Origin of the sequence: uncultured Methanobrevibacter sp. (assembly GCF_937881195.1) — an archaeon.
Taxonomy (GTDB): Archaea; Methanobacteriota; Methanobacteria; order Methanobacteriales; family Methanobacteriaceae; genus Methanobinarius.
Map to the genome: position 1 here is coordinate 81,853 of NZ_CALGFC010000059.1, position 16,580 is coordinate 98,432.

Genomic DNA, 16,580 nt, shown 5'->3' on the forward strand with positions numbered 1-16,580 from the left:
ATTTATTTAAGTATTATATTCAAATAATGGGTTTTATAGTATTTTGGAGTAATTTTATGAATAAAGAGTTAATTGAAGAAATAAATTATGAAATCTTAACATTAATTGATTCTGGATTCTATTTGCCTGATGAGATCCTTGAAATTATAGAGGAACAATTTATTGATGAAGATATATCACTGGATATAATTAATAATATAATAATGGATAAATATGATGAAAAAATAGCTAAAGAATCTGATTGGGAAAAACCAACTGATTTCGATGCACTTTCTAAGTGTTTTAAACTGATTAATAAAGAAAACATAATAGCTATCCATAATGCTGGTTTTACTATTGATGAAGGAGTCCATGATGCTTTTGAGGTGTTTCATCATCTTCAAACAAAAAATATGGATCCAATTGGATTCTGTTTTTATAATTTTCAAGATATAGAAATAGCTATTAATTACAATTTATTAAATATTGCTTTTGGGGATTTTTCAAATAATAAAGAAAGATCATTAGCTATTGGTAAAAAAATAGCTAAAATATTTAAAGATAATGGATTTTCAATTAAATGGGATGAAAATATCAATACAAGAATTGAAATTAACCCATTTTACTGGAAAAAAGCTTTTGATGATAATTTCTATGAAATGGAAGGAGCTTTTAAATCTTATCTGGATAATAACAAATAGACACAATAATTCTATAAATATGGATAAAAGTTGTAATTAATTCTATAAATATGGATAGAAATCATATATTTATTTGAATATTAAGCTTTATTGGGATATGAAACAAAAAAAAATTTAAATTGTGTTAGAATATGAAACAAAAAACATTAAAATTAATGGAAGATGCTATTTCATCAGCAGGAAGTTGGACATGGATAGAAACATCTCATGATTCTATACAATTAGATTTTGAAGATGTTCAATTATATAAATCAACTTTAGAAAAGCATTCTAAACATTCTAGTGAAATAACTATTCGATTAGCAGATAATCCTTTTTTTACTATTTTTTATAATGATTCTAAAGATTTGGATTTTTTAAATATAAAAGATATTAAAGATAGTGTATTATTTGCAAATGATTTTTCTTATAAAATAGCTGAAAATGGATTGAAATTTCAGAACTTTATTATTTTAAAAGAAGCTTTTAATGATTATAAGCATCACTACAATTTATTAGACGATATTGGGGATTATAATACTAATATTAGTAATAATGATAACGATATTAATACTAATAATATTAATAACAATATAGATGTTGATTTTTTGCTAGTTTTTATTCTTGAAGATATCGCTATTGCTTGTGGAGCTAATCAAATCAATTTTTTTAATGATTTTGAATCATTAAATGATTTAGATATTAAGAAACTTTCCAATCAATGGTGGATTTATTGGGTTGATTATTGGAAATCAAAAAAGACTAAACATGAATATGAGTATGATCCTGCTTGTGAAATATTTTCATGGATATAATTTTAAGGATATTTTTTTTAAAATAAATAAAGGTACTGTTAAAATTAGCATTGGAGGAGTTAAAAATACGGATATTTTAGTTGAAGAGATTTTGAGAAATATTTCCTAATATTTTTCATATTTTAAAGGAGTTTATATAAATTTTTCTAATATTTTTTTTATTAAATATTATTATTATATGTTTTGTGGTGTGTGATATTATTAATTCTAAGAATAAGAAATTTTTAGCTATGTTTTCAGTTGTAACAATAATTTTGTTTGCTATATTAGTAATATTTGCTTTTAATTCTTTTTCTGATAATTTTGATGGTGTTAGTTATTATGTTGATGATCTTGGGGGGTATAATTTTAATATTCCTAGTGATTTGCATTTGAATAATTCTTATAATGATAGTGAGTCGTTTAATAAGATTTATTGGGCAAATGATTCATCATATTCAGTTATGATATCAGTTGGTAAAAATTTTTCATCTGAAGAGATTGAGTCTTTAATAAAAAATAATTCTAATAGCTATGAAAAGATAAAAATTAATGGTAAAGAGGCTTATTTAACAGAAAATAGTGGTTCAATTGAATATTATGTTCCAATTAATAATGATTGTATTTATTTAGGAATATGGAATGTAAATGGCCATGAAAAATTAGCTAAAAAGATTTTAAGTAATATTTAACTAAAATTATTATATCATTATTTTTTTCATTGAACATATAAAAAAATAAAAGAATTCCCTTATTTAAGAACTATTTTTATATAAAACTCCTATTTTAAAAATATAATGATACTTTTATTAATGTTTTTATTAATATATATCAATAGGACTTTTTATCATGAGAAATAATTCACATCTTAAATCTGAAGATATAAATATTGAAGATATAGCTAATTATCTTAATGATCTTGAGAATATTGATTCATTTTTTATATTAGAAAGAGGGGATTGTAGCTATCTTCAATGTATAAATTATAATGGTAATGTACTAATTGAAGAAAGAGTTTATAAAAATAATAAATTTAAACATTATGTTTTAGGACATAATACTACTGAGTACAATAACAAAGATTATGAAGATGATATAAATTTTTTAGATGAAAATAATAATAAAATGGACTCTTTAGATAATGATAGTAATATTAAAGTGAATTCTTTAGATGATGATAACTCTATTAAATTAGATAATAATGAAAATATTATTTTTAATATAGGTACTAAAAAGGAGAAATATCCTAGTGGCAATGACAAATTAGCTATTAATGATAACTTTTTTAAAAGATTTAAAAATGAATTATTTACCTTAGATGAAGCAATTGGTATTTTCACTGATTATTATACTACTATCTCATTTGAAAATATTACTAAAAGGGATATAACTAACGAGTTTGGAAATTTAGAAGAAGGATTCATTTTTATTAAATGGCTTGATTCTGCAGTTGATAACTTTAATGAAAATTTAGATGAATTTATAGAAATAATCGAACCATTTGTTATTGATGAACTTAAAAAAGACTGTGTTGGTAGAAAGATTAAGGTTGATTTTGATTTAAATATTCCTAAAAATGAAAATATTGAAGAAAATAATATTAAATGTTCTGTTTTTAAAGTTATAGACATTTTTTGGGCTATTGAATCAATTATAGAAGTTGGGAAAAAATATGAATTTCTACATGATATAGTAATTTATAAAAAGAATACTATTGATGCTCGAGATTTCATAAAAATAAATATTGAAGATTTTAATTGAATATTATTTTTTTTATTTTATATATAATAATTATTTTTGCATTGTTTAAAATGTTTTATATGGTCTAAATATTCTTTTTTTATAATAAATATTGTATAACCCTAATCATTTTTATAATTAACAATATTATAATTAGAAAGGGGTTATAATAATTGTTCATAAGTGTGATTATAGGGTTATACAATTATTATTAGATTGTTTTTATTATATAAAATTAATTATGGAAAAAGGCAACTGTTTGCCTATCATATGAAAAAATTAACTTATAAAAATAGTGGATATAAAAATTATAATATATCAATAGTAACTAAATAAATTTTTAATATAATATTTTTAAAATTTATAAAAATAGTCAATATGAAAATTAAATTATCTTTAATTATTTAATTATTTTTTTAGGAGATTTTAATTTTAAAATTGAAAAATAAAAATGATATTTGAATAAAAAATAAAAAAGATATAATAAAATAGATTTTCATCTAATTAATATTATATAATGCATCTCTTTTACTTATTTGGGTTAAACTGGTACTGCCTAATCTTAAATTTTTAACAAGTTTAGAATATTTTTTTGGAATTTTAAATCTTAAAACTACTTTTGTAGCTTTTCCAGGTTTCAATTATTTAATGTAAGCACTTGTTGTATATTTTTTTAATTTTGAATAAACCTTACCAAAATTACTACTTCCTGGTTTTTGATACCACATAGTTATTTTACTAGCTTTTGAAGTCTTTGAACCTAAATTAGCAACTTTAATTACTAAATAATCAATATTTCCTTTTTTAAAGTTCTTTTTAGTGTAATATCCTGCAGATATTGATGGTGATGTGGTCAATGATAATTGAGGAGCATCTGTAACTTTAACAAGGTATATTTTAGTCCCATTAACTATTTTTCCTTTTGCTTTTATTTCTTGTGAGCTACCAAGATTTAGATTATAACCTGTACAACTACCATTAAGATTAACTTTAAGAATATACCAACCTGCTTTATTATATGTGTGGTATATCCACCCAGTAGTCTTCTTTTTAGTTCCATCTCCAAAATCTATAGTCGCTCCACTGACTTTCATACCTTTTAAATTAGATACTAAAACATCACCGGCACTATTTATGGAAGCTTTATATTTAATTTTATTCCCTTTAGCTACTTGAAATGTGTAATTTTCATATGCTTTCCATTTTTTAGGAACCTTATTCTTCTCAATAGTATAAATTCCTTTATTTGCACTTAATTGCGTAAAAATATCTGCATTTGAATCAGTTACTTCAAATCCATTACTTCCATATGTTCCTTGAGCAGATGCTGCTGATATTGAGCATAGTATGAAGAATGCTATCATTATTGTAAATATTCCAATTTTTGTTTTATTAATATTCAGATGTAGTTCCCCCTTATTTATAAAAATTTTTAATAGTTTTTCAATGTTTTATTTATTTTATCAAATGAAATTTATATTTTATCATTTGTAATTGATTACATATATATCTTATCTTCTGATTAAATTTAGATTAATAAATTTATTTAATACAAATTTAGGTAAACGTATTATTATTTAGATAATTGAGTTTATAAATAACTAATAATATTATTTAAATAATTTTGCTAAAATGAATTATATTAAAATAAAAAATTTAATAAAAGATTTAATTTTAATAAAAAATTTAATAATAAAAAATATTTTTTTAATATCTTTTAGATATAATTTTAATAGTATAAAAAAATTGTGTACATAAAAACATCCTTCTTATTATATATTATCTATATTATTCGGATTTTTTTATACAATATTTAGTATATTCCTATTATTTTTATCATATTTTTTATAATAGGAATGGGATATAGTATATTTATAATCATTATATTTTATTATAATAAAAAATATTAATCAATATACTTTGAATATATATCTATGAATCATTATTCTGATACAGAAATAACTTTTTAGAAATATAACTTTTGATAATAACATATATTTTTAGTTTTTGTTAATTTTACACTATGTGATATTAAATTATTGCCATATTTTGTATTAATTTTTATATTAATATTTTATTATTAATTTTTACTAAATTAATTTTTATTTATATATAATTAATTAAAAAATATAATTATAAATAATAGATTAATTATGAATAATATTTTTAAAAATAATAAATAATTTTATTTTATATTTTATATTTTTGATTAATAACAATTAACTTAATATAGGATAATTCTAAATATTATAATTGGATTGATTTTTTTGATTTTAAGTTAAAAAATATTTGAATAAAATCAAATAGCTTAATATCCTATATAAATAAAATATAATATTGTAGAAAAATAAATAATATTCTACAAAAACAATAAATTTAATTAATAATAATCTTATAATATAAAATTTAAGTTTGATAATTATTTAATGGCTTAGGAGATTTAAATGACTTGTAATATTTTAGTTGGTGGAGCTTGGGGAGACGAAGGTAAAGGAAAATGCATAACTTATCTCTGTGATAATGATAAACCTAGTATAATAGCTCGTGCTGGAGTTGGACCCAATGCTGGCCATTCAGTCGAATTTAATGGTGAAAAATATGGTTTACGTCTTACTCCTTCAGGTTTTGTAAATAGGGAGGCAAAACTTCTTATTGGTGCAGGGGTTCTTGTTGATCCTGAAGTATTTTTCCATGAGTTAGATTATCTTAATAAATATGATGTTAAAAGCAGGTCTTTTATGGATTATAGATGTTCTATGATAGATTCTGAGCACAAAGAACGTGATCAAGGTTCTGAACATTTATTTAAAAAAATTGGAAGTACTGGAACTGGTTGTGGTCCAGCTAATTCTGATAGGGTTCTTCGAACAGCTAAAATGGCTCAAGATTTACCTGAACTTGAAAATTATATAACTGATGTTCCTTTGGAAGTTAATGAAGCTATAGATGCTGGTGAAGAAGTATTTATTGAAGGTTCTCAAGGTTTTGGACTTTCTCTTTATTATGGAACTTATCCATTTGTTACTAGTAAAGATACCACTGCAAGTACTTTTGCAGCGGATGTGGGTGTTGGTCCAACTAAAATAGATGATGTAATTATTGTATTTAAATCATACATTACTCGAGTAGGTGAAGGTCCTTTCCCATCTGAGATGCCACAAGATCAAGCTGAAGATATGGGTATTGAAGAATATGGGACTGTTACAGGAAGAAGAAGAAGAGTAGGACTCTTTGATATGGATTTAGCTAAAGAAGCTTGTATGATAAATGGTGCAACACAAATTGCTTTAACATGTGTAGATCGTCTTTTCCCCGATTGTGAGAGAACTCAGGATTATTCTTCCCTTTCTGGTGAAACTAAGAGTTTTGTGGATGAAATCGAAAAAGAAACTGGTGTTCCAGTTACAATAATATCAACTGGTCCGGATTTAAAAGATACAATCGATTTAAGAAAAGAGTTATTATAAATAACTCATTATTAATTATTTTACTTTATTTAATGGAAGATATCAGTTTTTTAAAAAAGAATATATTTATTTTATTATATTATAAATTATATTCTACAAAATTTTATTTTTTATATTATATTCATAAAATTTTATTTTCTATATTATTTCTATATATTTAGTAATATAATATTAAACCTAAACTATTTTGAAACTATTTTTTAAATATCTTAATCTTAGATTAAATTTATATTAAAATAATTTATATTAGAATAATTTTTGTATATAATTTATATTAGGATAATTTTTGTATATAATTTATATTAGGATAATTTTTGTATATAATTTATATTGGAATACTTTTTATAGTAAAATAATATTTTATATTTTATTTATAAAATTTTAATTTTAAAATATAATTATTTTCAATTTTCTGTTATTTTAATTATTACTTAATATAAAAATATTATTTTAATTTATAGAAATTATTTATATGTTAACATAAATTATTTATTACTTAATTAACAAAAATAGTTTATTAATAAACTATTATTTCATTATATAATTTATTTTAGAATTTTCCATTAAAATTAGAATTTTCAATTAAAGATTTTTTAAAATGTGGAATATCATGTTAAAAAGTGCTAAGGAACTATTTCCAATTCTTAAATGGGGAAAAACATATAATAAAAGCTTTCTTCGATTAGATGTTATTGCTGGAATTACAGTTGGGGCAATAACTATCCCTGAAGCTATAGCTTACTCTTCTTTAGCAGGTTTACCTCCTCAAGCAGGTCTTTATGCTGCTTTCGCTGCTTTAATTGTTTATTTTATTTTTGGAACTTCTAATCAACTTTCTGTTGGTCCTACATCAGCAATATCTATTTTAGTAGGGTCTACAATTGGAACTATAACTATAATTAATCCGTCTAATTTTTGGGCTATTGCTTCTTTTGTTGGTCTATTGGTTGGAATATTTTCTATTGTTGCCTGGCTACTTCATATGGAATTTATTTCAAGAATAATATCTAGAAGTGTTTTAACTGGTTTTTCTGCTGGTGCTGCCGTATATATAATGGCAACACAATTGTCTAAATTGATGGGTATTGATGGTGCTGTAACTGGCGGATTTTTTGATAGAATAGCTTTCATAGGAACTCATCTTTATGAAATTAATATAATCACATTAGTTATTGGGGTAGTAGCAATAGCTTATCTTATTTTAAGTGAAAAATACCTGTCTAAACTTCCTAATGCTTTAATAATTGTAGCTTTACCTATTTTACTATTTTCTTTCACTGATTTGAGCTGGTTGGGTGTTAGTTTGGTTGGTAATATCCCTGCAGGATTACCTAATTTTCAAATTCCAAAAATACCCTCTGTGGATTTAGGGCTTTTAGTTAATTTAGCTGCATTTTGTTTTATTTTAAGTTATGTTGAAGGTATGGGAACTACAAAAATAATGGGTCTAAAAAGAGATGATGATTCTGCAGATAGTAATAAAGAGCTTTTAGCTCTAGGCTTAGCTAATATTTCTTCTAGTATTGCTCAAGGTTTTCCTGTTGGTGGAAGTTTTTCAAGATCTGCAATTAATGAAGAATCTGGTTCACAATCTCCTTTTTCAAGCTTATTTTCCGCTATAATTGTAATTATTGTAATTTTATTTTTCACAGAATTCTTTAGTAATCTTCCTCAAACTATTCTAGCAGCTATTATAATAGTTGCTGTTACAAAGATTTTTAATTTAAAGGAACTAAAAAGATATTATCAAATAAGTAAAAAAGAACTTATATATGCTTTAGTTACAGCAGGAGGAGTTTTATTTTTAGGAATATTGCAAGGTGTTGTTGTTGGAGTTATAATTTCTGTTTTGGGAATATTATATAATATATACAATCCGCATATTGTTGAGTTAGGGCGTGTTAAAGGTACTAAATTATATAAAGATATAAAATTCCATGAACCTGATGAATCAATTTCTAATATTCTTATACTTAGAATAGATGGTGCACAGGTTTTTCTTAATTCTGAAAATATAGATAATGAAATATTAAAAAGAATAAAATATAGAAAAGGGATTTCTGTTTTGGTTTTGGATATGGGTAATACTGATTATTTAGATATGGCAGGAGCTGAAAATTTAGAGCTTTTAAATGATACTTTAGCTAAAAAAGGTATTGAATTAAGATTGGCACATTTAAATTCTCCAGTTAGAAAATTACTATGGAAAATGGGATTGAATAAAAAGTTAAATATGTATAAAGGAATTTATCCAACTATTGATGATATTGTAAATAATTGGGAAAAGAAAGAATATGATGTTGAAAAAGAAAAATAAATATTTTTTATTTTATTTTTTATTATATTTCTTATTATATTTCTTATTATATTTTTTATTATAATTTTTATTTTATTTTTTATTTTATTTTTTATTATATTTCTTATTATATTTTTTAATTTAATTTTTTATTATATTTCTTATTTTATTTTTTATTATATTTCTTATTATATTTTTTATTATAATTCTTTTTTAATTAATTTGAGTTTTAATTTCATTATGTTAATTTATTGTTTTAAGATAATTATATCTTTTATTTTCAATCATTTTAATCCTAAACAATTGTTTTGTTTTAATGTTCCATACTGTCCATTTTTTATAGCTATTTCTGTAAAATCCAATGATTTTTTAATAGCCTTATTCAAATCATTATTTTTAATTAAATAACCAGTTAAAGCAGCTGAAAAAGTACAACCACTACCATGTGTGTTAGTAGTATTAATAAGGCTTTTTTCAATCGTTTTCAATGTATCATTAAACTTATTAAAGATAGTATTAATTCCATTAAGATGTCCACCAGTTATTATAACATTACAAATTCTTCCAATTTCATAAGCAGCATTTTTCGCATCTTCTGGATTGTTTATTTTCATTCCAGCTAAAACTTCTGCTTCAGAAATATTGGGTGTTGTAATTGTTGCTTGTGGGAGAATATATTTTTTAAGAGCATTAGCTATTGTTTCTTTTGAATTTTTCATGTCTTTTTTCTCTTTTAGGAGAGATTCTCCAGCACTTGCAACCATAACTGGATCTACAATAATATTAATATCATATTCTTTTATTTTTTTAGCTACAGTTTTAATTATTTCTGGAGAGTATAACATTCCAGTTTTTCCATATTTAATATTTTCTCCATATTCTGCAAATATTGAATCAAATTGTTCTTTAATATATCCTTTATCTATAGGCATTAATGAGAAAACTTCACTAGGATTTTGAGCTGTTAATGCTGTTATAACTGATGTTCCATGAATTTCAAGAGCTGAAAATGTTTTTATGTCTGCTATTATTCCTGCTCCTCCAGAAGGATCTAATCCCGCTATTGAAATCCCCATCATTTAATCATCTTCTTTATTTATTCTCTCTTGTGACTTTCAATCTTTCAGCACCATGGATAGATTCAACATCTATTTTTAATTTCTTTAAAAAGCTCTGTGTTTCACATCCAGAACCATGGATCATTATTTCTCCAAGGTCTTCAGTTATATTAACATCAAGTGACATATAAAATGAATCATATATTACAGGATCAAAACCATTTTTATTAGCTTCTTTCACATGTTTTTTGAAACTAAATTCTCCAAAATTCATTTCAATAGCTAATGGTTTAATTATTAGGCCATTTGTCCCTCCTCCTTTAGAAGGAACTATTATAAAATCAAGTGATTTGGCTGATTCTATCAATGCATCAATATTTGTTTTAGATATAAGTGGTATATCTGATGGAACAATGATTACTTTTTTAGTTTTATGTCTACACCAATCCATGGCTTGAGAAATAGCTGTGTTTAAGTTTAGGCCTTCATTTTCTACAAGTGTTAAAACCTCAAGCTTATTTGCATATTCCAATACTTCTTTATCCGCACTTATTATAACAATTTCATCAACGACTGGTTTCAATGTTTTTGTTACATCTTTGAGCATAGCTTTAAGAAGTTTTTCCCTTTCTTTTAATTCTAAAAAGGGAGATAATCTTGTTTTTGCATTTGAAAATTTTGACACTGGTATGATTGCATATATCTCATCCATTTTATCTACTCTCTATTAATATTTATTTGTTTAATTTTTTATTTTTTTTATCCATGGGGGTTGTCTTTTTTATTTTTTTAGTGTTCATTAATTTTTATTCCAATTCAATTCAAAATTAATATTATTTAATAAGTTTTAGCCATTAATGCAGTAAATTTGCCTTCTTTACCACAATTAATACATTTTGATTCATTGGAATTTTTGTAATCACTATTTTCTGATTGTGTTCCAAGTATATCTATTTCAGTTATCTCTTCAATAGATTTTCCACAATCTTCATCTCCACACCATGAAAATGAAACTATTTTTTCATCTTTAATTAATTCTTTAACATTTTCTAGGTTATCTGTGGAAACAATAGAATTATTCATCTTATCCCATGCTTGTTTTTGCATGTTTTCAGAAATTTCTATAAATAAATCCTCAATTTTTGAAACATAATCTGATTCTAAATCAACTTCAATCTTTTCAAGAGTGTCTCTTCTAACAATAATTGCTTTTTTATTTTCAAGATCTCTTGGTCCAAGTTCGATTCTTATTGGGGATCCATTTAATTCCCATTCATAAAACTTTTTACCTGGTCTAATGTCTCTATTATCCATATTAGTTCTTATTCCATTAGATTCAAGGGAGGATTTTATTTCATTACACATTTCTAAAACTTCTTCTCCTCCTTTTTTAAATATAATTGGTATTATTGTAACTTGATTAGGGGCAATTTCTGGTGGAAGTTTTAATCCTTTTTCATCTCCATGTATGCCAATTACAGAAGCTATTACTCTATCAGAAAGTCCGTAACATGTTTGGTAAACATAATCATGGGTACTTTCAGCTGTTTCATAGGTAATATCAAATGTTTTAGCAAATGTTTGTCCTAAGTTATGTACAGTTCCAATCTGTAATGTTTTTCCATCTGGCATTAATGTATCAAATGCCATTGTATAATCTGCACCAGGGAATTTATCCCAAACAGGTCTTTTACTTAAGATGTATGGAATAGATAATATATCAAAGAATTCTTTATAAATTTTGATAGCTTCTTTAACTTGTTCATCTGCTTCTTTTTTTGTCGCATGAACAGTATGTGCTTCTTTAAAAGTTGTAATTTCTCTAACTCTTATAAGTGGTCTTGTATGTTTTGTTTCATATCTAAATGTATTTACTACTTGATAAAACTTCATAGGAAGATCAATGTGTGATCTTACCCAAAGAGAAAACATAGGGTACATTGCTGTTTCACTAGTTGGACGAATAGCTAATTTTTTATTTAATTTTTTTTGTCCTCCATGTGTCACCCAATAGACTTCATCTTCAAATCCTTTTACATGTATTCCTTCTTTGGCTAACTCATCTTCTGGTACAAGTAGGGGAAATAATACTTCTTCATGATCATTATCTAATAATTTTTTGAGGGGTTCAATAATATGTTTTCTTAATTTAAATCCATTAGGTAACCACACACTCATTCCTTTTATTGGGTATCTTGAGTCAATTATCGCTGCTTCTTCTAAAATATTATGAAACCATTGGCTGAAATCTTCCATTTAATCACCAGGATATTTAAAATAATTTTTTTATTAATTGTTAACTTATATTTTTTATAAATAATTTTAAAATAATCTATATCTTCAATATCTATTTTTATTATTATATTTTTATCAATAATTTTTAATATAATCTCTATTTTTAGTATTTATTTTTAGTATTTTATTCTTAATATTATATTTTAATATTTTATTCTTAATATTTTATTTTTTTAATCATTATAACTTAATTTTAATATAATAATTTAATATAATAATTTTAATATAATAATTAATTAAAAAGAGATAATAAATTTAATATATAATCTAATAATCTATTAATAATATAAATATTCTTTATTGATTTATTTATATATAATTATATTCTATTTATCTTGCTTTTATTTTACAAATAATAATTTATTATTATCTTGAATTATAATTAATAATGTAATTTTAATGAATAATTTTTTCTTATACTTTTTCATGTAGTGTTAAAATATATAAAATAAGTTTTGATTTTTTGATATTCTTAACATATCCTATTAATTTTACTAAAAAATCAAAACTTATTTTATTAGTGGAGGTTAATATATATTATAATATAATAGGAGATACTTATGGATTCAAAAAAAATTCAGATGCCTAGAGAAGTTCATATAGGTGCTGGTGTTATAGAAAATACTGGGAGCATATGTAAAGATTTACGCTTTAATGGGAATGTTCTCGTTGTAACTGGTCCAAATACATCTAAAATTGGGGCAGAAATGGCTATTGATAGCTTAGAAAAGCAAGAATTTTCCGTTGATCTTTCTAAAATAAATGAAGCTACATATGAAACAGTAGAAAAAGTTGAAAATAAACTAGATGATACTTCTTTAATCATTGGTGTGGGTGGAGGTAAAATAATTGATGTAGCTAAAATGGCAGCTACTAATGCTGGTATTTATTTTGTTTCTGTACCTACTGCGGCTTCACATGATGGTATAGCTTCTCCATTAGCTTCAATTAAAAATAATAAAGGCTCTGTTTCTCTAACTGCTCAAGCTCCTATTGGAGTAATAGCAGATACTAACATAATTCGTAATGCTCCTTTTAAACTCCTTTCTGCAGGATGTGCTGATATTGTTTCCAATTATACGGCTATTAAGGATTGGCAATTAGCTAATAGGCTTCAAAATGATTCATATAGTGAATCTGCTGCTGCTCTTTCTTTAATGACTGCTAAATTAATAATGAAATCATCAAAATCTATTAAAAAAGGTTTAGAAGAAAGTGCTAGGCTTGTTGTAAAATCTTTATTTAGTAGTGGTATGGCAATTAGTATAGCTGGATCAAGTAGGCCTGCAAGTGGATCTGAACATAAATTTAGCCATGCATTGGATAAAATAGCTAAAAAACCTGCTCTCCATGGAGAACAATGTGGAGTTGGAACTATAATGATGATGAGTCTTCATGGTGGAGACTGGGAAATTATAAAAAGTGCATTGAAAGATATGAAAGCACCAACTAATGCATATGAATTAGGAATCGATCCTGATGACATTATTGAAGCTCTTGTTATGGCACACACAATAAGGCCAGAGCGTTATACAATATTGGGTGATAGAGGACTTTCTAGAGATGCAGCTAAGAAATTAGCTATAAAAACAGGAGTGATTTAATGATAACTTTAATTGGAGAAAATCTAGCAGAAGTAGGGATGTCTTTTATATTTGAAGGTCCTGTTGAAGAATGTGAAAGTTGTAGATTTAAAGCATCCTGTGTTGATTCTTTAGAAAAAGGACGAAAATATGTTATTACTAATGTAAAAGATATTACTCAAAAATGTAATGTTCATAATGAAGGAATTGTAAGAGTTGTTGAAGTAGAATTAGCTGATATTGATGCTTTTATAGATTCTAAAAAGGCTTTTGAAGGATCAAATATTTCTTTTGAATCTCCAAGTTGTGATATTGATTGTATTTATTATGATTTATGTTTTCCTGATGGGTTAAAATCTGGTGATAAATGTATTATTGTTAAAAATCTAGGTAAGCATGATTCTGGATGTGCTAAAGGCCTTAGTCTTACTAAAGTTTGTTTAAGATTACATCCTTGATATTTGGTCTTTATAGAATTGATTTAATCTTTTAGCTATTATTAAAATTTTTATTATTAAATCTCTTAGCTTATTATTTAAGATTTTATTATTAAAGTTTTTATCATTAAATTGCTTAGCTTATTATTAAAGTTTTTATCATTAAATTGCTTAGCTTATTATTTAAGATTTTAGTATTAAAGTTTTTATTATTAAATCTTTTATCTACAGATTAAAGCTTTTATTAAATCTTTTTCATTTATTGATAATTATTGTTAAATCTATGTAAAATTTATCTTTTTATTATTTAATAACTTTCATTGTTTTTTATTAGTATTTTTGGTGTTTAATATGAATCTCAAGAAAATAGCAGGTTTTTCAGCTGCAGAAGAAATTAAAGATGGTCAAATTATTGGTTTAGGTACTGGTTCTACAACTCATTATTTCATTGAAAAAGTTGGTATTAGGATGAAAGAGGAAGGAATTGAGGTAATGGGAGTTCCTACTTCATATCAATCTTTTCTTTTAGCAAAAGACTGGAAAATACCCGTAACCACTTTAGAAGAACATGATGTCGACATTGCTGTCGATGGAGCTGATGAAATTGATCCTAAATTCAATTTAATTAAGGGTGGAGGTGCTGCCCACACATTAGAAAAAATAGTTGATTATTCTGCAGATAAGCTTATTATAATAGCTGATGACTCAAAATTAGTTGATACGCTTGGAAAGTTTCCTGTTCCCTTAGAAATTATTTCTGAATCAAAAAAACCTGTTTTTTCAGCACTTAAAGATATGGGAGCTAATCCTAAAATAAGAATGGCTAGATATAAAGATGGGCCAGTTATTTCTGATAATGGAAATTTTATAGTTGATGCTGATTTTTCCAAAATTGATAACCCTATTCAACTAGAAAAAGATTTAAATTCAATACCAGGGGTTGTTGAAAATGGTATTTTTTCTCAAATGGTTGATCAAGTGATGATAGGAACATCTGAGGGTCTAAAGATTTTAAAATAATCAATATCTAAAATATTTAATAATCTAGATATTTAATATTTTAAAATTATGAAATAATTTAGAAAAATATATAATAATTCTTAAATTATAATTTTTTAACTTATTTTTAATTTATTGCACTTGATTTTTAATTATTATTAAATATAATTCCTTATTTTAAATTTTTTTATTATATGATTTTTTATTTTTTCTATCTTATTTTTAATTGAATTTCATTTTTTTTATATTAATTGTCATTTATTTTCTATATTCGTGTTTAAAATTTTTATCATATAATTTTGAGCTTTCAAAGTCACCAGGGTCTAGAACTTCCCCAACAACAATCATTGCGGTTTTAGTAATCTTTGCTTCTTTAACTTTACTAACAATATTGGATAAATTTCCCTTAATTATCAATTCATCTTTCCATGAAGCTTTTTTTACTACAGCTATAGGAGTATTTTCATTATATCCTTCTTGGCCATTAAAACCCTCTTTTAGTTCTTCTACAACCTTTTCTATCATTCCAACTCCAAGAAATATACACATGGTAGCCTGATGTGTTGCTAAACTAGCCAAACTTTCTTTTTTTGGTTTGGGTGTTCTTCCTTCAGGTCTAGTTATGATTACTGTTTGTGATATTTGTGGTAATGTAAGTTCAGATTCAAGTGTAGCTGCTGTTGCAAAAACAGAACTTACTCCAGGAATTATTTCATAATCTATATTTCTTTTTTTCAATTCCCTAATTTGTTCTCCAATAGCTCCATAAATAGATGGATCGCCTGTATGAACTCTAGCGATTATTTTATTTTCAGATATTCCTTCTTCAATAATATTTATAATCTCATTTAAATCAATTGATGCACTATTATAAACTTTTGCAACTTCTTTTCGATGATTTAAGACTTCTGGGTTAACTAATGAACCTGCATATATTATTATATCTGCATTTTTTATTGCTTGATATCCACCAATCGTTAATAATTTTGGGTCACCAGGACCAGCACCTATAAAAATTACTTTTCCTTTCATTATATCACATAATTATGAATTAATTTTAGTTTTATGCATGATATTTCAATTATTATAATTAAATTGAAATTATTAATTATTTATATGTGTAAACATTTTAAATTATCTCTGAATTAATTTATAATAAGAATTATTATTATATAGTTATTTCAAAATAAACTTATTTCTAATACTAATACTAATACTAATACTAATACTAATACTAATACTAATACTAATA

At 24.4% G+C, this 16,580-nt stretch carries 16 protein-coding genes; 10 read left to right on the forward strand and 6 right to left on the reverse strand.

The genetic code is table 11. The features are described from left to right. The first annotated feature begins 56 nt into the window (after positions 1-56). From Q0087_RS08335 to Q0087_RS08355, 5 genes are all read left to right on the forward strand, one after another. Positions 57-680 (forward strand): DUF6891 domain-containing protein, encoded by a 624-nt coding sequence (locus Q0087_RS08335; protein ID WP_297899396.1) that lies wholly within the window; start codon positions 57-59, stop codon positions 678-680. Positions 681-811: 131 nt separating this feature from the next. After that, positions 812-1,474, forward strand: coding sequence for a hypothetical protein (locus tag Q0087_RS08340; protein WP_297899398.1), 663 nt, complete (start codon positions 812-814; stop codon positions 1,472-1,474). Next, the gene (locus tag Q0087_RS08345; RefSeq protein ID WP_297899399.1) at positions 1,452-1,583 is read left to right on the forward strand and encodes a hypothetical protein; all 132 of its coding nucleotides are present in this window, start codon (positions 1,452-1,454) and stop codon (positions 1,581-1,583) included. Before Q0087_RS08340 ends, Q0087_RS08345 begins: the two co-directional genes overlap by 23 nt. A gap of 79 nt (positions 1,584-1,662) precedes the next feature. Further along, positions 1,663-2,145 carry a hypothetical protein gene (locus tag Q0087_RS08350; protein WP_297899401.1) on the forward strand — a complete coding sequence of 161 codons (483 nt, stop codon included), beginning with the start codon at positions 1,663-1,665 and terminating at the stop codon, positions 2,143-2,145. Positions 2,146-2,302: 157 nt separating this feature from the next. After that, on the forward strand, positions 2,303-3,214 hold the full coding sequence (locus Q0087_RS08355; protein WP_297899403.1) for a hypothetical protein: 912 nt from the start codon (positions 2,303-2,305) through the stop codon (positions 3,212-3,214). A 479-nt stretch (positions 3,215-3,693) separates the two neighbouring features. On the opposite strand, the gene Q0087_RS08360 is transcribed toward Q0087_RS08355, so the two are convergent. Together Q0087_RS08360 and Q0087_RS08365 are read right to left on the reverse strand one after the other, a co-directional pair. Beyond that, on the reverse strand, positions 3,694-3,834 hold the full coding sequence (locus Q0087_RS08360) for a hypothetical protein (RefSeq protein ID WP_297899405.1): 141 nt from the start codon (positions 3,832-3,834) through the stop codon (positions 3,694-3,696). Further along, entirely contained in the window at positions 3,835-4,557 is a 723-nt protein-coding gene (locus Q0087_RS08365) for a hypothetical protein (RefSeq protein ID WP_297899407.1), read from the reverse strand. 1,080 nt (positions 4,558-5,637) lie between these two features. Between Q0087_RS08365 and Q0087_RS08370 the strand changes: the two genes are divergently transcribed. Beyond that, on the forward strand, positions 5,638-6,660 hold the full coding sequence (locus Q0087_RS08370; RefSeq protein WP_297899410.1) for an adenylosuccinate synthetase: 1,023 nt from the start codon (positions 5,638-5,640) through the stop codon (positions 6,658-6,660). Between the two features lie 610 nt (positions 6,661-7,270). Continuing rightward, entirely contained in the window at positions 7,271-8,977 is a 1,707-nt protein-coding gene (locus Q0087_RS08375; RefSeq protein ID WP_297899412.1) for a SulP family inorganic anion transporter, read from the forward strand. A 263-nt stretch (positions 8,978-9,240) separates the two neighbouring features. On the opposite strand, the gene thiD is transcribed toward Q0087_RS08375, so the two are convergent. From thiD to proS, 3 genes are all read right to left on the reverse strand, one after another. Beyond that, a complete protein-coding gene (gene thiD / locus Q0087_RS08380; protein ID WP_297899415.1) occupies positions 9,241-10,035 on the reverse strand; it encodes a bifunctional hydroxymethylpyrimidine kinase/phosphomethylpyrimidine kinase in 795 nt (264 codons plus the stop codon). 13 nt (positions 10,036-10,048) lie between these two features. Further along, entirely contained in the window at positions 10,049-10,726 is a 678-nt protein-coding gene (gene cofC, locus Q0087_RS08385) for a 2-phospho-L-lactate guanylyltransferase (protein WP_297899417.1), read from the reverse strand. A 125-nt stretch (positions 10,727-10,851) separates the two neighbouring features. Continuing rightward, complete coding sequence (gene proS, locus Q0087_RS08390; protein ID WP_297899418.1) at positions 10,852-12,270, reverse strand: proline--tRNA ligase; 1,419 nt, start codon at positions 12,268-12,270, stop codon at positions 10,852-10,854. Positions 12,271-12,869: 599 nt separating this feature from the next. Here proS and Q0087_RS08395 point away from each other — a divergent pair. From Q0087_RS08395 to rpiA, 3 genes are all read left to right on the forward strand, one after another. After that, positions 12,870-13,913: an NAD(P)-dependent glycerol-1-phosphate dehydrogenase gene (locus Q0087_RS08395; RefSeq protein WP_297899420.1), complete on the forward strand. Its 1,044-nt coding sequence runs from the start codon at positions 12,870-12,872 to the stop codon at positions 13,911-13,913. Then, the gene (locus Q0087_RS08400; protein ID WP_297899421.1) at positions 13,913-14,350 is read left to right on the forward strand and encodes a UPF0179 family protein; all 438 of its coding nucleotides are present in this window, start codon (positions 13,913-13,915) and stop codon (positions 14,348-14,350) included. The genes Q0087_RS08395 and Q0087_RS08400 overlap by 1 nt, the downstream gene beginning before the upstream one ends. A 330-nt stretch (positions 14,351-14,680) precedes the next feature. Next, a complete protein-coding gene (rpiA, locus tag Q0087_RS08405) occupies positions 14,681-15,349 on the forward strand; it encodes a ribose-5-phosphate isomerase RpiA (RefSeq protein ID WP_297899423.1) in 669 nt (222 codons plus the stop codon). A gap of 237 nt (positions 15,350-15,586) precedes the next feature. On the opposite strand, the gene cobM is transcribed toward rpiA, so the two are convergent. Continuing rightward, positions 15,587-16,360, reverse strand: coding sequence for a precorrin-4 C(11)-methyltransferase (gene cobM / locus Q0087_RS08410; RefSeq protein ID WP_297899425.1), 774 nt, complete (start codon positions 16,358-16,360; stop codon positions 15,587-15,589). Positions 16,361-16,580 lie beyond the last annotated feature (220 nt).